This window comes from Parapedobacter sp. ISTM3, assembly GCF_016533505.1.
GTDB lineage: Bacteria > Bacteroidota > Bacteroidia > Sphingobacteriales > Sphingobacteriaceae > Parapedobacter > Parapedobacter luteus.
This window is the reverse complement of the sequence record NZ_JAENGN010000001.1, coordinates 47,202-66,323: the sequence shown is the minus strand read 5'-3', so window position 1 is coordinate 66,323 and position 19,122 is coordinate 47,202. Positions and strand designations below refer to the sequence as shown.

At 49.1% G+C, this 19,122-nt stretch carries 13 protein-coding genes; 4 read left to right on the top strand and 9 right to left on the bottom strand.

Annotated elements, in window-relative coordinates:
* Positions 1-46 precede the first annotated feature (46 nt).
* The 6 genes from JHJ32_RS00285 to polA all read right to left on the bottom strand — a co-directional run bounded on the left by JHJ32_RS00285 (position 47) and on the right by polA (position 7,543).
* The gene (locus JHJ32_RS00285) at positions 47-1,057 is read right to left on the bottom strand and encodes an inorganic phosphate transporter (protein WP_200119092.1); all 1,011 of its coding nucleotides are present in this window, start codon (positions 1,055-1,057) and stop codon (positions 47-49) included.
* 21 nt (positions 1,058-1,078) lie between these two features.
* Complete coding sequence (locus JHJ32_RS00280; protein WP_079717415.1) at positions 1,079-1,726, bottom strand: DUF47 domain-containing protein; 648 nt, start codon at positions 1,724-1,726, stop codon at positions 1,079-1,081.
* An 85-nt stretch (positions 1,727-1,811) separates the two neighbouring features.
* Positions 1,812-2,849, bottom strand: a complete 1,038-nt coding sequence (locus JHJ32_RS00275) for a cell wall metabolism sensor histidine kinase WalK (protein ID WP_200119090.1) — start codon at positions 2,847-2,849, stop codon at positions 1,812-1,814.
* A gap of 15 nt (positions 2,850-2,864) precedes the next feature.
* On the bottom strand, positions 2,865-3,524 hold the full coding sequence (locus JHJ32_RS00270; protein ID WP_200119088.1) for a phosphatidylserine decarboxylase family protein: 660 nt from the start codon (positions 3,522-3,524) through the stop codon (positions 2,865-2,867).
* 68 nt (positions 3,525-3,592) lie between these two features.
* Positions 3,593-4,717: a toxin-antitoxin system YwqK family antitoxin gene (locus JHJ32_RS00265; RefSeq protein ID WP_200119085.1), complete on the bottom strand. Its 1,125-nt coding sequence runs from the start codon at positions 4,715-4,717 to the stop codon at positions 3,593-3,595.
* A 24-nt stretch (positions 4,718-4,741) separates the two neighbouring features.
* A complete protein-coding gene (gene polA / locus JHJ32_RS00260) occupies positions 4,742-7,543 on the bottom strand; it encodes a DNA polymerase I (RefSeq protein ID WP_200119083.1) in 2,802 nt (933 codons plus the stop codon).
* A 191-nt stretch (positions 7,544-7,734) separates the two neighbouring features.
* On the opposite strand from polA, the gene rsgA reads away from it, so the two are divergent.
* From rsgA to JHJ32_RS00240, 4 genes are all read left to right on the top strand, one after another.
* A complete protein-coding gene (gene rsgA / locus JHJ32_RS00255) occupies positions 7,735-8,655 on the top strand; it encodes a ribosome small subunit-dependent GTPase A (RefSeq protein ID WP_200119081.1) in 921 nt (306 codons plus the stop codon).
* Between the two features lie 86 nt (positions 8,656-8,741).
* Positions 8,742-9,560 carry a purine-nucleoside phosphorylase gene (locus tag JHJ32_RS00250; protein WP_200119078.1) on the top strand — a complete coding sequence of 273 codons (819 nt, stop codon included), beginning with the start codon at positions 8,742-8,744 and terminating at the stop codon, positions 9,558-9,560.
* Entirely contained in the window at positions 9,557-11,548 is a 1,992-nt protein-coding gene (locus JHJ32_RS00245; protein ID WP_079717422.1) for a putative porin, read from the top strand. Before JHJ32_RS00250 ends, JHJ32_RS00245 begins: the two co-directional genes overlap by 4 nt.
* A 207-nt stretch (positions 11,549-11,755) precedes the next feature.
* Positions 11,756-12,163 (top strand): cupin domain-containing protein, encoded by a 408-nt coding sequence (locus JHJ32_RS00240; RefSeq protein ID WP_200119077.1) that lies wholly within the window; start codon positions 11,756-11,758, stop codon positions 12,161-12,163.
* Positions 12,164-12,315: 152 nt separating this feature from the next.
* Here the strand turns inward: JHJ32_RS00240 and JHJ32_RS00235 are convergent, their stop codons facing one another.
* From JHJ32_RS00235 to JHJ32_RS00225, 3 genes are read right to left on the bottom strand one after another with little or no spacing between them, the layout of a single operon-like run.
* The gene (locus JHJ32_RS00235; protein WP_200119075.1) at positions 12,316-13,656 is read right to left on the bottom strand and encodes an alkaline phosphatase family protein; all 1,341 of its coding nucleotides are present in this window, start codon (positions 13,654-13,656) and stop codon (positions 12,316-12,318) included.
* Positions 13,657-13,673: 17 nt separating this feature from the next.
* A complete protein-coding gene (locus JHJ32_RS00230) occupies positions 13,674-15,407 on the bottom strand; it encodes a RagB/SusD family nutrient uptake outer membrane protein (protein ID WP_079717425.1) in 1,734 nt (577 codons plus the stop codon).
* Positions 15,408-15,445: 38 nt separating this feature from the next.
* Positions 15,446-18,928, bottom strand: a complete 3,483-nt coding sequence (locus JHJ32_RS00225) for a TonB-dependent receptor (RefSeq protein WP_200119073.1) — start codon at positions 18,926-18,928, stop codon at positions 15,446-15,448.
* Positions 18,929-19,122 lie beyond the last annotated feature (194 nt).

Below are 19,122 nucleotides of genomic sequence, written 5' to 3'. Positions count from 1 at the left end.
AACAAAAAACAAAAGTTTGTTTGAAATCACTTTTTGCCGGTCAATGCTAAAACAGATAATGAATAATGGCATAAGTGATTCCCGCTAAAATAGCCGACACGGGAATCGTAAGTATCCATGCCCACAACAGGCTTATGGTAACCCCCCATCTGACAGCCGAAACCCGTTTAACGACGCCCACGCCAATGATGGATCCCGTGATCGTGTGCGTCGTGGATACCGGAATACCGAAATGCTCGGTAATCCCCAGCGTTACGGCCGCGGCAGTCTCCGCACCCACACCTTCCAAAGCGTTTACCTTGGTAATTTTGGTACCCATGGTCTTTACAATTTTCCAGCCACCGCTCATGGTACCCAAAGCAATCGCCGAATAACAGGTAAGCGGTATCCATTCAGGCATTGGATCTCCCGATTGTAGATACCCACCGGCCACCATGGCCACGAAAATAATACCCATAACCTTCTGCGCATCATTGCCGCCATGAGCAAAGCTCAATGCCGCGGAAGATACCAGCTGCAGCTTTCTAAACCACCATTCAGCAACAGATGGCTTGGCATGTTTCGAAATGTTGATGATAAGCAGCGTTATCACCACGGCGATAAACATCCCTATCAGTGGAGCAAGCGCAATGAATGAGATGATCTGCAACGTCGGCCCCAGATTAATTGCGCCTACGGCACTGTCGCCCAATATAAACGCATGCGCCATCCCTGCGCCTGCAAAACCACCTATCAAGGTATGAGAAGAACTGGAAGGCACACCATAATACCAGGTAAATAAATTCCAACCGATTGCAGCCATCAGTCCCGCAAAAATAACTTCCAGCGTAATGTACTCCTCCAGCACCGTTTTGGCTATCGTATTGGCCACTTTATGATCCGTAAAATAAAAATAGGCCGCAAAATTGAAAGCAGCAGCCCAGAGCACGGCTTGGAAAGGCGAAAGCACCTTGGTAGAAACAATTGTTGCAATGGAATTGGCCGCATCATGAAAACCATTGATATAATCAAATGCAATGGCGAGGATGACGACAATAACCAATAGGGTGGTGACCATATACGCTTCGAATTACTAAGGTTAGGCGTTCTTTACTAGAATGCTTTCCAATACGTTGGCTACATCCTCGCATTTATCTGTAGCAGTTTCCATCGCCGACAATACCTCTTTATATTTAATGAGCGCAATAGCGTCCCTTTCAAATTCAAACAGTTCGCCTACGGCTTTATCAAAAATATAGTCTGCTTTATTTTCAATACTGTTGATACGCACACAGGAATCTGTGATATTCCGGATATTTTTCAGATTGCGCAACTCATGTATTGCTTTGGCGACATCTTCTGTTGCTTCCAAAATCAAATCGGCCATTTCAATAATGGGCTCCGTGATTTTTTCAACTTTATATAATTCGATCCGGTTGGACGCGCCATGGATAAAATCCGCCACATCATCCAACGAACTGGTCAATGTATGGATATCTTCACGATCAAACGGGGTAATGAAGTTCTTCCCCAACTCCAAGTGTATTTGGTGGGAAATATCGTCGCCGCGGTGCTCCAGATCTTCAATTTTCCGGGTAAGTTCTTTCCGTTTACTGGCATCTGACAGATTAACCAATTCTTTAAGCAACTTCGCCATATCGATAAGGTTGCTGCTAGCCTGTTCGAATAAAGGAAAGAATTTCTTGTCTTTGGGGACAAAATATTGGAATATGCTATTGAGCGACATAAAACAAAATATTTCTGCAAAAATATGATGTTAATGTTAAGTTAATGTTAATTAACAAGCGATTCTACATTAACCCCCGGCTACACTACATTGCGGTCTTTACTTTTTCTAACGTAAAGGCAAAGGTGGTTCCTAAACCTTCCGTACTACGCACATTGATGGTTTGTTGGTGTGCCTCGATGATATGTTTTACGATGGAAAGCCCTAACCCTGACCCTCCGATTTTACGCGATCGACTTTTGTCTGTCCGATAAAACCGTTCAAAAACCCGCGGCAAATTCTTTTCCTCGATGCCGATTCCGTCATCAGTCACCTCCACCAGCACCGTTTCAAAAAGCTCATAAATCCGGACATTGGTCTGCCCTTTGGCTTTCCCATACTTGAATGAATTATCAATGAGGTTGACAAGTACCTGCCTTATTTTCTCCCTGTCGGCCTTTACCATCATCGGGTGTTGGTACTTTTCCTTGAATACGAGGGATATATCGTGGGCAACAGCCTTATCCTCCATCGATTCCAATACTTCTTTTACTAACGTTGTCAAATCAAACCGTTCATAATTAATCGGTATCTGGCCACTTTCGAGCTTCGAAATCTCATCCAAATCCTTAATCAGGAACGTCAGTCTATCAAGATTCTGCGATGCCTTCATCAAAAACTGCGTCGCCAGTTCGGGGTCTTCCAGCATCATGCCGTCTTGCAACGCATCGATGTAACCCTGGATAGCAAAAAGAGGAGTTTTGAACTCGTGCGAAATATTAGCCAGAAACTCACGCCTGAACCGCTCCTGCTCTTTCAGGGTATCGATTTCCTTCTTCTTTTCTTTTGCCCAATCCCTCACCTGCTGCTCCACATCATTGATGGGATCGTCACTCAGCTTCTCGCCAAGTGCCTCTTTCAGGTCCTTCCCCAATTTGAGGTTGTGAATGAGTTTATATATCAGTTTTATTTTATTATAAATATACCGTTGAAAAAGGTAGTAAAATGCCAAAAAGCTAAGCGTAAAGGAAATGGCGAATGTGACAAAAAAGTGCTGCCAACTGTGCTGAAAATAAAAATTCACACAGGCAATAGATAGCCCCACCGCAAATGCGTTAATAAAGACAAGCAGGATAAATCTCATGACAAAAATAAATCGCTATGCAAAACGCCCTAACACGGTAAGCCCGCCGGAGACGCTATCTCCGATTTTCACATCTACCTGGGTGCCCAACGGCAAAAAGACGTCTACCCTTGAACCAAATTTAATAAACCCAAATTCCTCTCCTTGCTTTACCTCGGCACCTTCCTGTACATACCACACGATGCGCCGCGCCATTGCACCAGCAATTTGACGGAAGAGCACTTCCCTTCCTGAGTTTGTACGTACCGCAATACTGGTCCGTTCATTAAGCGTCGATGATTTTGGATGCCATGCTACCAGGTACTTCCCGGGGTGGTAACGAAAGAAACTCACTATTCCACTGACTGGGTTACGGTTGATGTGCACATTGATGGGCGACATAAAAATAGACACCTGTAGGCGCCTGTCGCAGAAATATTCGGATTCTTCCGTTTCCTCAATGACGACTACTTTTCCGTCTGCGGGACATAGGATCAGGTTTTCATCAGTTTTGATACGCCTTTTAGGGCTTCTAAAAAATTGCAAGATCGTGATCAGCAATAGGAAAGACAGGACGTACACCGTCCAAACCACAAATGTATTGTCCGAGATAAAATAATGAACTAAGGCATTGGCCACAAAAACGACCAAGACAACGATTGCAATGCTGGTATATCCTTCCTTATGAATGGTCATGCGTCAAGTTTAATAGGCAAACTTAGATAAACTTGCGCTCATGTGCAAGTAATTCCGCCATTCGCCAATCATATCCCTTTTTCACGTTCAATCGTGATGTTATAAAATCGCAGTTTTCGTTCGGCGGCGTCCGGAAATACCTCCATGGTGACGGTAAGGTTGTCATCGATATATTCACCATCGGCGTAGGAAGGAAACCAATATCCGACCCCATTAAGCCCCATCATTAGTAGGTCCGCATATCGCTTCTGCGGAAAGGTCGTTTTTGCTTCGATTTTTCCCGGTTCGCCGTTTCTGCGCACCAAAATTGTGTATTCGACCGTTAATGGGTCGGGCAATTCGTCCAATTCGCCATCAAACCATTCTCCCAAGTGCTCAATTAAGTAATTCGTAAAACCGCTATACTCGTCAATGGTACACCGCTTTCCAATCATCGCTTCCGCACGCGGAAAAAAGGATACCGGCAATACGCCATATTTGGGAGCATTGAAAAATTCATCGTCTTCATAAGCCTCGTATCCCCTCACAAACCTGCCCTTTTGATAGACTTCGTGGCCAGCCGGCTCCTTATTTGCATCGGCAAACAAGTAGGTTATCGCCCAGACACCATCAGGGCGCCCGTCCACGACTTTTCCCCGGCGGAGGTACCGTACATATCCGTAGGGATTGTAGCCATCTGCCTCTACGGCGAAATCATATCGTCCATTTCCATCGATAACACGTTGCCGGCCGCGTTGATCCCAAAAATTACGGATGAACATGTTATTTTCCTGGTATTCCACCTCCAATAACGGCTTACCGTCCGGGTAATAGTATTTCCACATGCCCTGCGGCGTATCTTGCACATAAGAAACCTCCCATTTCAACTGCCCGTTGGGATGATAGGCCTTGAACGGCCCATCCTTCTTGCCATTACGGTAATTTCCACGTAAGATAGCCCTCCCCCAATTATTGAAATCGGCAAACTCGCCTACGAACACCTGCTTTTCAAAATCATAGGCAGCAACACGTTCTATCGCCTTGAATTGACAGTCTTTATCCGCCAGAAAATAATATTCATCGTAGAAAAAACGGGTCTTGCCACCGGGGGCCTTTTCATAGTATACAGGTTGCGCCGATACCGTATCCAGGTCATCGAGAAATGCCGGCGGCGAGACCAACCACATCAGACTTATCAGCAACTGCCCTATCATTTTGTCGATTTAATTATAATACTATCAATGTGCTTCGAGCCAGTTACTTCCCACTCCCAATTCTACCACGATGGGCACAGACATGGACAATGCATTTTTCATATGCTCCTCTACCAGCTCTTTGAACACGGAAACTTCGTTTTTGGGCACATCAAACACCAATTCGTCGTGCACCTGCATCGTCATCTTCCCTTGCAACCCCTGCCGTTTGATAGCCTGGTGAATGCCAATCATCGCCACTTTAATCATATCCGCCGCTGAACCTTGAATCGGTGCATTAATGGCATTTCGCTCAGCAAATCCCCGTACAGTCTGGTTGGCCGAGTTGATATCCCGCAGGTAACGCCGCCGTCTAAGCAACGTTTCCACATAGCCGTTTTCCTTGGCAAAGTTGATCGTATCACTCATGTATTTTTTAATACCCGGATACTGGGCAAAATACTGCTCGATGATTTGGGCGGCTTCCGAACGTGGTATGCCCAGGTTTTGTGAAAGCCCGAATGCAGATTGACCATAGATAATACCAAAATTAACCGCTTTGGCATTCCGGCGCTGCTCAGCGGTTACCTCCTCCAACGGCACACCATACACCTTTGCCGCCGTGGCACGATGCACATCCAGCCCCTTGGCAAATGCATCAAGCATGCCTTCGTCACCGCTCATGTGGGCTACCAAACGCAGTTCGATTTGGGAATAGTCAGCAGACAGAATCACATGGTTTTCATCCCTTGGAATAAACGCTTTCCGCACTTCGCGGCCACGTTCTGTCCGAATGGGAATATTCTGCAAGTTGGGGTTGGTCGAGCTGAGTCTGCCCGTAGCTGCCACCGCCTGGTTGTAAGACGTATGCACGCGACCCGTTATCGGGTTGATCAGCATAGGCAAAGCATCCACATAAGTCGACTTGAGCTTCTGCAATTGCCTAAATTCCAGAATATCCTTTACGATATCACTTTTAGGAGCGAGTGCCAGCAGCACATCCTCTCCGGTTTTATACTGTCCTGTTTTTGTCTTTTTGGCTTTTGGATCAAGTTGAAGCTTTTCAAAGAGCACCTCACCCAACTGCTTAGGCGATGCAATGTTAAACCGTACCCCCGCCTTTTGATAAATAGTCTTTTCAATCTCGGCGATATCCGTTGCAAGGGAGGTCGACAGCTGGCGAAGTACCGGCACGTCAATATTGACGCCACATTGCTCCATCTCGGCAAGCACGTAGATTAACGGAAACTCGACTTCCTTGGCCAGTTTCATGGCTTCCGCCTCCTCCAAAAGCGGCTCGAATACAGCCTTCAGCTGCAAGGTGATATCCGCATCTTCCGCTGCATACTCTTTGATGGTTTCCATATCAACGTCCTGCATATTGCCTTGATTTTTACCCTTTGGCCCGATTAAGTCAGTAATCGGAATAGGGGTATAGCCGAGGTAATTTTCGGCCAACACATCCATACCATGGCGGGTATCGGGATCAAGGAGGTAATGGGCAAGCATAGTATCGAAAAGCATACCCCGAACGGTTATGCCATAGCGCGCCAATAGCAGGATGTCGAACTTAATATTCTGCCCAATTTTGTCGATGGCTTCATGCTCGAATACCGGTTTAAAAAATTCCAGGATACGCATACAGCCATCCCGATCCGCGGGTGTGGGCACATACCACGCTTTGCCAGGTTCGACAGCAAACGAAAAGCCTACCAAATCAGCCGTATTGGCGTCGGTGCCCGTAGTCTCCGTGTCGAAGCAAAAGAACCGCTGTTGCGATAGCAAAGAAGCCAGTTCCTGTTGCAACGCCGCTGTATCCGCAAGTATGTATTCGTGGGGCGTATTGTGTACGCTCCGCCCTGCAGGTGGCGGCACATACTCCGCTGTAGCAACGGATAAGTCGCCACTGCCCTCCGCGGCATTGCCAAACAAATCCATCTGGGTACCTGCGGTAGATTTTACATCCAATACATTAAACGCTTCGCCAAAAACACGCTTGCCCAGGGTACGAAACTCCAGCTCGGCAAACAATGGTTCCAGCGCTTCTCTGTTCGGCTCGCGAATTTCAAGACTGGATTCATCCAGTTCAATGGGGACGTCCAATTGAATGGTCGCCAGCTTTTTTGAGATCAATCCTTGTTCAGCAAACGTCTCCAAGTTTTCTCGTTGCTTTCCCTTGAGCTGGTCGGTGTTTGCCAACAGGTTTTCCATCGAACCAAACCGCTTAATAAGATCTTTCGCTGTCTTTTCACCGATTCCCGGTATACCGGGGATATTGTCTACCGAATCCCCCCAAAGCCCCAGAATATCGATTACTTGCTTGACGTCAGTTACCCCCCATTTTTCGAGGATCTCGTTCACTCCTAATACCTCCGCCCCATTCCCCAACCGTGCAGGCTTATAAATAAAGATGTTATCAGATACCAGTTGGCCAAAGTCCTTATCCGGCGTCATGCAATAGACCGTATAGCCTCTTCCTTCGGCTTGTTTTGCAAGTGTACCGATAATATCGTCGGCCTCATAGCCGTCAAGCGTGATGATGGGCATATTAAAGCCTTCCACCAACCTAAAAACAAAAGGGATTGCTGCTGCTAAATCTTCTGGGATTGCTTGCCTATTTGCTTTATACAACTCAAATTCAGCATGCCGGTTCGTGGGCGCCATGGTGTCAAAGACGACGGCGATATGCGTCGGCTGCTGCGTGCGCAACAGTTCCAGTAAGGTATTGGCAAATCCAAATATAGCCGAAGTATTAAATCCTGTAGACGTAATCCTTGGGGTCTTACTCAATGCAAAATACGCCCTGTAGATCAAGGCCATTCCGTCTAAAAGAAACAGTTTTTTCATCTGATTTATTTGTTCGCATTGGTGATGAAGCGTACCGTAAGCCACCGCAACCTACCATGATGGTTAGCGTCAATTCACCCACTTCACACAAAAGCGCATCGGTGTGGTTACAAAGATAGCGATATTGTGGTTTTTTTTCCGACTTTTGTGCCAATGACGGTATGCACCTTAGGACTTAACTTCACACTGGGATGAAAGGCCTCGTTACCAAATCAACCGGGAGTTGGTATGAGGTCCTTGCTGATGACGGCAACTCGTACCGGTGCCGCATCAAAGGAAAATTCAGAACCAAGGACATCAAGACCACGAATCCCATCGCCGTAGGCGATTGGGTGGATATCGCGCCCGAGGCCGAGCCGTATACAGCCGTCATCGTTCGCCTACATGACCGACGCAATTACATTATCCGGAAATCAGTAAACTTATCAAAACAGGCACAGATTATCGCTGCCAACCTGGACCAAGCTTTTTTAGTAGTCACGTTAGCTTCGCCCTTCACTTCATTGGGGTTTATCGACCGTTTCCTTGTTACCGCCGAAGCTTATGATATCCCGGCGGGACTGATATTCAACAAACTCGATCTGTTCAGTGAGGAAGGAATGCATGTTCTAAACGAATATCAGTCGATATATAGACACATCGGTTATCCATGCTACGAGGTCTCCGCGCGCAACGGGACCAACATTAACATAATCAAACAGCTGTTCCAAGACAAAACAACATTAGTTTCCGGCCATTCCGGTGTAGGAAAATCAACGCTCATCAATGCGATCTATCCCCAAGCGGCGCTGCGCACGGCCGATATATCAGACTGGTCAGACAAAGGCCGGCATACCACCACTTTCGCAGAAATGATTATGCTTCCATTTGGAGGCCGACTTATCGACACCCCCGGCATCCGCGAGCTTGGCATCATCGATATTGAACAACAGGAGTTGAGCCACTTTTTCCCCGAAATGCGGGAACGAATGAACGGCTGCCGCTTCAATAATTGCCGCCACATCAACGAACCCGGGTGTGCGGTGTTGCTGGCGCTCGAAGCGGGCGACATTGCGCCAAGCCGTTATGATAGTTATTTGAGCATCTATCATGGCAACGACACGCGCGCATAGGACCGTCCGAGATGTCGAAACACTTTGCATGGAAAACCTTGCATCTTTCCCCGAAAAAACAGAAGTTTGACCAATAAGTCATCACCATGTACCACCTGATTGAAGAAACCACAGCGTTCATCAAGCATCGCATTGGCGATTTTACGCCGGAATTTGGTATCATCCTCGGCACCGGGCTCGGAAAACTGGCGGACGAAGTCACCATTGCCTATCAATTGATGTATGCCAACATCCCCAATTTCCCGATTTCTACCGTGGAGTTTCACACCGGCAAGCTCATCTTTGGCGTGCTCAACGGACGCCGTGTCGTCGCCATGCAAGGACGCCTCCATTATTATGAGGGCTACAATATGCAGCAGATAACATTTCCCGTGCGGGTCTTGAAAGCGCTCGGCATTCAAAAGCTGTTTGTGTCTAATGCTGCCGGCTCCCTTAACCCGAATATCCGGAAGGGCGATTTAGCCATTATCGATGACCACATTAGTTTATTGCCCGATAACCCGCTAAGAGGTGCCAACGACCATAGACTTGGCCCCCGTTTTCCAGACATGAGCCGACCCTATGATGTCACGATGATTCAGGAAGGCTTAGAAATAGCTAAGCGGCATGGCATTACAGCTCACCGAGCGGTTTACGTTTCCACTCCGGGACCTAATTTAGAAACACGCGCCGAATACCGCTATATGCGCGCCATCGGCGGTGATGTCGTAGGGATGAGCACGGTACCCGAAGTCATCGTAGCCAACCACATGGCATTGCCCGTCTTTGCGGTCTCTGTCGTCACCGACGAAGGCTTCCACGAAGATCTTCAACCGGTGTCATTGGCCGAAATTGTAAAAGTAGCTTCTACAGCAGAACCCAAGATGACATTAATATTGAAAGAATTGGTAGCTTTGCAGCAATGAAGGCTCTTCTGCGTATTTTGCTGCTCACGATATGCTCCGTATCTTTCCTGCCGGTGGTGCACGCTCAAGAGGAAGAGTTCAGTAGCGCATTGGACTCAGCAAGAGCTGCAGAGGACAGCAAAGCAGATACTGTCATCTATAGCGCAAGGTATATCCGCTATACAACCTTGGCCATGATGAAACAGGGCACATTTACCTATCAGATAGATACCCTGCATAAAAACTTCCAGTATTACAATCCGCAGAACCAACCGAGAAATCCCAGTATCCACTTGGGCAGTTACGGATTGGCCACCCGCGACCTGCTTTTTGTACCCAACAAAACTATCGGATTTCAACCGGGATATCATAGCTTGGACCGATTTCTATACCAGCCTGATTCGATTAAGTATTACCGCGCACGAGCCCCTTTCTCAGAACTCTATAATGTGGGCTTCTTCTTTGACGACCAGATTCTCCGGGCAAAAGTCACCCAGAACATTACCCCACGGCTAAATATCGGAGGAGAATTTCACGCGGCAAGGGCAGACGGCTACTATATTAATCAACGATATAATGACATCAAATCTGCACTGTTTGCTTGGTATGAGTCTTCAGACCACCGGTATAACCTATTGACCAACGTGGTATTCAACCGGCTTACCTCTACAGAAAATGGCTCCGTGCTCAACGACACGTTATTCAGGGACAGCGATCGGGGCCCCAGCGATTCAGAATCCACCAGGTTGCGGGGTACGGGTGACGAACGCCCACGGCACACATGGCGCGACAACAGCTTTTTTCTTCGGCAAAGTCTCTTTTTAGGACGGTTGGATACGATAAATGCAGGAAAGCCGGAACAACAAATCCTGCCTACCAACCGGATGTCGCACAGCTTAAACGTGCGTTTCCGGAATTTCCAGTTTTACAAAAACGAGGAAGATGTGAACAATGCGTTTCCTTTCGGGGACAACGTCTTAACGCAGGATACCACCAAAGTCACCACGATTACCAATGACTTTGGTTACAGCTTTTACCTTAGAGGCAAATCCTTGGCATTTATCAAAAACGAAGTGAAACTTGATTTGGGGTACCAACACGATATGCATTGGTACCAAGACAGGGGCTACAGCACTTTTCTGCAAAACAGCATGTTGAAGGCAGGGGTGGGGTACCGGTTCAGCGACCGGGTGAGCATCACGGGCGACCTAAACCAGATTGTACAGGGAGCAAATTTTGGTGATTACCTTTATGAAGCCAAGGCTGACATCCTGCTGAGCAATGCTATCGGGCGGGTTGTATTGGGCGCTTATATCCAAAATAAATCTCCCGAATGGACGTTCCAACGAGTCAACTACACCTACCATCAATGGGAACATGATTTCGAAAAAATAAAAACCACCAACTTTTCATTTGCCTATGAAAACCCATCACTTGGGTTTTCTGGAAAAGCTGAATATTTTTTAATCGCCAACCACCTTTATTTTAGAGAAATAGACAATCCGCCACCCATGGACGCACGATTACTTCGCGTGATTGAGCCTGCCCAGCTTGGCAACAACATCAACTTATTGAAAGTCACCGTCGGCCAGAATTTTCGACTCGGTAAATTCCATTTGGATAATTATGTGGTGTATCAGCAATCGGATTACAATGCGGTTTTAGCCATTCCCGAATTGTACACTTGGCATAGCCTTTATTACAATGGGTTGCTCTACAAAATTGTCGATTTTAACTTAGGTTTTGACGTCCGTTTCAACACCCCCTTTCGCACGCCGTCTTACGCCATCAATATCGGGCAATTTTATAACGACAATGCGGGCATCGAATTTTCCACCTACCCCATCATGGATGTTTGGGCGACCGCTACACTCAAACGAGCAAATTTATTTCTCAGCTATAATTTCATCAACCAGTTTGTGTGGCCGGCTGGTTATTACACCGTACGGAGATATCCGATGAATAACGCGAACCTACGGGTAGGTATCTCCTGGAAGTTCTATGACTAATGCTGTCCGGGGCTGTCTATCTGTCGCAGCCTATTCGGCGCTGAAGTCGTCATGACGGCAGCTCGTCCTATATACCGCTACGTCAATTATCGCCCACGCTTTGGGATGTCCCGGATTGCCCGCAAAATGTCAGGTTTCCCCCCTCAACATGTACACACCATTTCATACATTTGAACGATCAATGTAGTAATATAACGAATCAAGGATATGAAACACCAAAACAACCATACGCACACCTTGATCTTAGCTCCGGGAGAAGGGCGTCTTTACCCATGCGGGACAATGACTGCCGTTTTTAAAGCCGATGAAAACGAGACGGACAAAAAATACAGCATCTCGGAATGGTGGTTAGCCCCCAATTCCGACGGACCTGGCGCTCATCTGCATGAGGCCAATGACGAAGTATTTTATGTATTGGAAGGCACCGTCACATTTCTTGTTGGCGAGAAATGGGTCGACGCAGAAAAAGGAACATTCCTAAGGATACCCGCCAATACCGTTCATGACTTTAAAAACCGAACCGGTCAAAAAACGGGCGTGCTCAATTTTTTCATTCCAGGGGGTTTTGAGCGAAATATGCCTGCCATTGTCCAATGGTTTAAAGACAATAGATAACAGAACGACCATACCGGCTCTGGCCCTTTGCAATTGGATGCCCGTATTTGCTGCTGGCGGATACGGCCTCGACGAAAACATCCGGAATAAGACACTCCGGATGTTTTTTTGAACGTATGAGGAAAAGCGATGGCGGACACCCGCACCCGCTATCAGCGAACGCCGGAGAGGAGCGAAATCGGCAAAACCCCATCCCCGCTGGGAAATCCCAGCCCCAGAAGATAAGCAACGAGCGCAGATACGTCCCGAATATCCATTTCGTCCAGGAACACCCCTTCCCGGATCCCGGCTCCATACGCAACCAAGCCGGATTTCATTTGCGGATTGGAGGGCAAATGCCCATGGGAGCCCTTGCGCGGTGCAGGTTCGTAAAAAGGCCCGTCGGATTTTTCCGAAAACACCACCCCGGGCTGGCCGGACAGTGCCAGTATCGCCTCCACGGAGCTTTCCAGCCGGTCCAACGCTGTCCTTTCCACAATTTCAAACTGCGCCCGTATCGCATCCGGCAACCTCCGCAGGACGCTCCTGATGGAATCAGCCGTTGCCGGATCACTGTCTTTCACCATCAGGAAGGTGCTCCCGCTGGCATTATGAAACCGCGCTTTCCATTCTCCGCGCGGCCCATCGTAGAGCCCATGTTGACGCAGCCATACATTCGGGTTTAATTGGGTGTGAACATCCATAAAGCCATGGTCGCCCATGACAATAACCGCAGTGCTATCAGCGATCCCCGCTGCAGCTATGCCATCCAAAATGGTTTGGATAGCGTGATCAGCACCCGCAATCGATTTGCGGACGTGGAGGCCGTCCAGTCCTTCGGCGTGCTGTGCCTTGTCCAGTAAGGGCAAGTTCAAGGTAAGCAATGCGGGCCGATAAGTACGCAATAGGTATGCCGCCATGCGTCCGATATTCTGATCGCGCATGAGGTAGCTACCCTGTACACTAAAGGCGACGGAATCAAGCGTCCCTGTTGCATGGCGCTGCAATTCCTCAAACAACCCCTCAGGCGTCGCTTTCTGGGAAGTAATAGCGCGGCTATCATACGAGCTGGGTGACCATACCGGAGGTATGTTGTAATCGATTTCAGCGTCGACCGTCACTGGCCACAGTAGCGAAGCCGTTCTTAGCCCAGCCTGCTTTGCCGCTTGCCATAGGGTGGTTGACCGGATAGCTTGGTTTTCCCAGTACCACCGTCCCCTTGGTCCCTCTGGTTCAAAACGGGCGTTATAAAAAACACCGTGTTTCGCCGGGGACACACCGGTGACAATGGAAGTGTGGGATGGGTACGTGATAGCGGGAAAAACAGGGTTCACTCCACCGACCGCCGCGCCACGTTCCTTCAGCGCCTGCAATGTAGGCGCCGGCCAAGAGTCATGTAAATAAAACGTCGGCCTAAGCCCATCTACCACAATCAGCACCACGTGTTTCGCAGGCTGCGCATTCCCTACTGTGCCCAGGATCGTCAGGACAAAAATTAAAATGAATAATCGCATGATGATAATGTTTAGTTTCAGTTCCATCCCTCGTTCTGTTCCAGATTTGGATTGCGCACCAGCTCGTTATACGGGATCGGGTAAACGAACTTGTAGTTTTCCCATACTCTTCTGATATTATTCAGCCATAGCAACCGTCCACGATCCCCTTCGGTGAGCCTGGATTGCGTCCCATCAATCACGTAATATTGGATGCCGGGTTGGGTCTCCCGTGGCACTTCATTGACGAAGGCGACGTCCGGTCGTCCATCACCACTGATATCCACCGGGATATCCAGCGCCGGCACATACATCCCTTCGTAGGGCATTTCCAGCAGTTTGCCACGATTCCAGCGAATCAGATCAGGATAGCGAAAACCTTCGAGGGCCAGCTCGATGGCGCGCTCCCTACGGATTTCCAATAGGACAGCGTCATTCAATCCAGGAAAATAGTTGGTTTGCAAATACGGGTCGATAGTTTGCGGATAGGATACATTCGTTATTCCTGCACGGCGGCGCAATGCGGCTACCGTCATCTCCCAATCATTGGTATTAAACACGCCGCGCTCAGCTCGTGCTTCCGCATAATTCAACAGTACCTCGGCATAACGGATGATAGGAATAGCATTGATATTCTCCGCCCTACCGTCTGCCGATCGGGCCTCCACCGTGAATTTAAGCGGTTGATATCCCGTATAGGTATAGGTAAAGTCAGGTGGCGCCGGCGTCCCTTCGCGGGTATAGCTCGGCATCCTGATTGTCTGGGCAAGCCGCCGATCGCGCCCGGCGAGTTCTTGCGTCAGCAATTGTGTGCCATAGTCCTCCTCGTCGGTAAACCGTGTGCCGTCGAGCTTCAGGTAGGTATTGATAAAAGTCTTGGTGAAGCTGACCCTACTGCCATAGCTTGCACTGGTATAAGCCCAGTTAGCATCGTGAAAGATGCGTAGGCTGCGATCACCCACCCATGACAGGATCACCTCATCGGACACGGGCCGGTCGCTGACAAACAGTTGCCGATAGCTAGCCTGTTCGCCGGCATTCGTATACAGGATGTACGCGCCACCATCCATCACGGCCTGTGCGGCATTCACCGCCTCGTCCAGCCAATGATCGGCGTCTGAGAGCTCAAGATCCGTCCGGTATTTACGCAACGTTCCTTCAAATAGACATACCCTTGACTTAAAAGCCTGCGCCACCCAAGACGTCACCTGCGTAGCCGAAGGGTCTTTTTGGTTACTGATGTGCTGCACCGCGAAATTGAGGTCAGCCAGCACACTATCCATGACCAGTTGGCGCGGGTCGCGCGGCTTATAAAGATCCGGATCGTCTGTATTTAGGGTATGGCCATACCAAGGTACATCACCGAAACGTTTTACCTTGTCAAAATAAAACCATGCCCGAAAAAAGCGGGCAATGCCTCGGTAATGGTTCTTCACGGCATCGCTGACCTCAGCCCTACCCACGTGTTCTAAGAAGAAGTTAATGTTTCTCAGATTTCCCCAGTTCCATCCCGAAGACTGGTTTGCATTGAATGCCCCATCGAGCAGGAACGGATTGACATTGCGCCCAGCGAGGTAGTCGCTCATCACATCTTCTCGAATTATCTCCTCCGCACTGGGAAGTACCAAGTAAAACGAATTGGTATACAATCTCAGGTCCTGTTCGGTGCGGAATGCGTCTTCCGGATTCAGTTTATCGATTGGTTGCAGGTCGAACAGCTTACTGCAAGACGCCAGCAACCCCATAGTGAGTATAATAAGTAACTTTTTCATCGTTTGTCTTTTATATCAGTGCCAGTATTTACATGCGCTCATAAGCCTACGCTGATACCCACGGTGTAAGTCTTCAGCATCGGATAGGAAAGGCCGTTGCCACTGGTGCGGTTCACCTCCGGATCAGATCCGTCAATTACTTCAGGATCCATTGTTTTCACATGCCGGTGCAAGGGTGTCCAGGTCCAAAGATTCTGCCCTGTGACAAACATTGTTAGCGCACTCATTCCTAACCTGTTGGTTAAGCGTTCGGGGAATTTATATCCCAGCGAAACGTTTTTGAGCCGTATATAGGCAGCGTTTTGCATGTACTTGGACTGTACCATCGCGAGTGAACCGCTGGCATTCTGCGCGAGGTAACCGCGGAAGCGCGGAAAATACGCATTCGGATTTTCTTCGCTCCACCGGTTGTCCAGCACATCCTGGGGCATCCAGTTGTACGGGCGGTTATATTGCCCCCAGAAAAGCGACCCTTCTCTACCTGGCCACCAATCTTGCCGGCCGATCCCCTGGAAAAAAAAGGTTAGGAATACACCCCTATGGTCCAGGGATCCGTTTATGCCGAATGCATAGCGTGGCTCGGTGTTTCCAACAATCGTCTGGTCACCCGGATCAGCCAATGTATTGGCGCCGCGGTCGATCCGGCCGTCACCGTTCAGGTCCTTGAATTTAATATCTCCCGGAAGCGGCTTGTTGGTGTTGGAATACCTGATGAACGAGTAATCGATGGGATAAGCCGCAATTTCCGCTTCACTACCGAAGTAGCCGTCGTTGACGAAACCCCAGGTATCTCCCACTCGCATGCCTTCATAGTAGGTATTCAGAAGACCCTGAGGGTTATTAAACCGGGTGATAACCGAATAGTGATCAGCAAGCACCGCCCCCAGTGAATAGCTGAATGCGCGGTCCCCTGTTCCACGGCTATCCTTCCAATTAATGGTCAGTTCCCATCCTCTGGTCCGCAGGTCAGCATAATTTCCCCGGGGGACGTCCGTCCCAAAGACGCCTGGAAGTGGTGTACCCACGGTAAACATATCTGCTGTGTTGCGCGTATACCAATCGAACACAAGGTTCAAACGCCTCCTGAACAGCGAGAGATCGGTCCCGAAATTAACTGTCGTTGCCGACTCCCAGGTTAGGCCATTGGGGATCACGTTTGGGGCACTGGTATAATCGGGCGCAACCCCATTCAGTATACGTGGCAGCCGCTGCACGTCCATAGTGGCCAGGTACTGATAAGGCGGCACATTCCCGTTGCCAAGCGTACCCCACGATGCACGCAGCTTCCAGTCGGACACCCAACGTTCGGGGATACTCCAGAAGCGTTCGCGGGCTACGTTCCAAGCCGCTGAAAAGGACGGGAAAAAGCCGAACTGCTGCCGTTCCGGAAACTTGGATGACCCATCATACCGTGCGTTCATTTCAACCAGATAGCGGCTATCGTAAGCATATTGCAAGCGCATAAAGCCTCCCATGGTACGCCAATCGTATCCACCGCCCTCGATGAGGTAGTTCTGTCCATTCAGCAGGGAAAAATCCGGTATTGCACTGTTTATGATACCATCCCGTTGATAAAAACGGGTGCGGAGTGATGTGCTTTCATAGTTGAGCCCGATTACCCCGCCAATCCCATGTTTGCCCATGGCCCTGTCATAATTCAGGTACAGGTTTACAGCCGTGTACCGGTTTCGGTCGTTCCGTTCGTTGAGCTTGCTTTCGCCCTGCGTCGCTTCGACGTCTGGCCGACGACGGAAAGGTACCGGTGTAAATACGCGGCCATCGGTATCGAAAGTATATGCGAATGTGTAATCTCCGTTCAAGTCAAGTCCGGTGTCGCCGACCCTGGCCTTGAACCGGCTCGTGTTTCTGATTGACAACGTCGAGGATTCCGAGGCGTTGTTGTCGTAAAGAAAGCCCCCCACAGAGCCGGCTGCGTACTCCGAGAGCGACCCGTCGGGATTCTTCAGTACGACCATCGGAAATGTTGCATCGGTGATCGTCCGCCAAACGGGTGAATTCCAAGCGTTATTGACAATCGGGTAACGGTAATCCCGCTGATTGAATTCGGTATTATTATCGATCCGCAGCCAGTCAGTGGCGTTGCCCCCCAGCTTCGCACGCAAATTATAAATATTGAAATTATCTGGGTTGTAGCGGAATACCCCTTGCTGGTAATGGTACCTTCCAGAAAGGTAGTAATCAATTTTATCTTGGCTGCCCGTCACAGCCAGTGTATGCTCTGTTGACGGATTATAATCCGCATAAAGCTCACGCAACCAGTCGGTGTTGCCATAGTAGACGTAGTTTCCTGTGACCGGGTCAACATCGACCTTCGGCAAAGACGGATCCATGTCCCTTCTTCTCAATTCATCGAGGTAATCGAGCGAAAAGGGGAATAGGTTGTTCACCCGTTGCGGGTACGCCTGATAGTCGTTCCATGCAACGAATGCCTCATTGAAGCTCTCGGCCCATTGGTACCCGTTGGTCACCATGCGCGGTTTCACAGTGCGGTCGTTAAGCGAGAAGTTGCTGTTTAATGTGATTGAAGTTTTACCCGGTTTAGCCGACTTGGTGGTGATAAGCACCACTCCAAAGCTACCCCTAGCCCCATAGATGGCAGCAGACGCAGCATCTTTCAGCACGGTGACGCTCTGAATATCATTTGGATTGAGCAGGGCAGGATCCCCTACGACGCCATCGATTAGTACCAAGGCACTTCCCCCCGCACCTATCGACGTTGTACCCCGTACATTAAACTCAGCACCCCGGGTTGGCTTCCCGTCCGTCATCCGGATATTTAGATTCGGCAGCACGCCCTGAAGACCTCGCGTTGCACTCGTCAACGGACGGTTTTCAAATACTTCTCCGCCAAGCTGGTCCACAGCACCCGTCAGATTAATCTTTCGCTGCGTACCATAACCGACCACGACGACTTCCTCAATCTCATCCAGCCGTTCGCTAAGCGTAAACAACACTTCCGTAACTTGACCCCGCACGACCGAAACGTCTGAAATGCGCTGGCCTTCATAGGCAATATAGCTCACTTCAATACGATAAGTACCCGGCTGCAGGCCAAACGAAAAATTCCCTTCAGCGTCCGAGGTATACCGACCACCAGTTTCCACCACATGGATACTGGCCCCCGCCAGCGGGGTTCCCCCCGCATCCACTACGCGGCCGGCGACCCTTCCCTGTTGCTGCGGAGGTCGGTACGTAACAACGATATGCGTCCCTGTCAGCTCATGCACCGTGTGTGTCTGCCGTTCAATCTCGTCAAGCACGCTTGCCAGGTTGCTCTTTATCGACAGGCTGATTTCCTGATCTTCCGGAACCGCATCCCTGCTATAAACGAAACGGAAATGGCTTTGCCGTTCGATTTCACGGTACACCGCTTTAAGGCTTGTGTTTTTGACTTTAAGGGCCACTTTCGTGTCATGGAGCCCTTGTGCGTCCACGTGCTTGGCACTGCAGAGCGATAGGCCGAAGGCCAGTACCAAAAGCATCAATGAACTGTATCTCATGGCATTAAAAATGATTTTTGAATAGCACAGTAAATTCCTGTTCATTATCTTTGAATGATTTTAATAAGTTTCATACTTCTTGAAATCCATGGTTGCCAATGAGTTGTCCAGACCGCTTGGCAACACGTCCATAAGCTTCCGGCCTCCTGCCGGAAGTTTTTTGATTCCTGTCTCCTGTTACATACGCCGCTCCT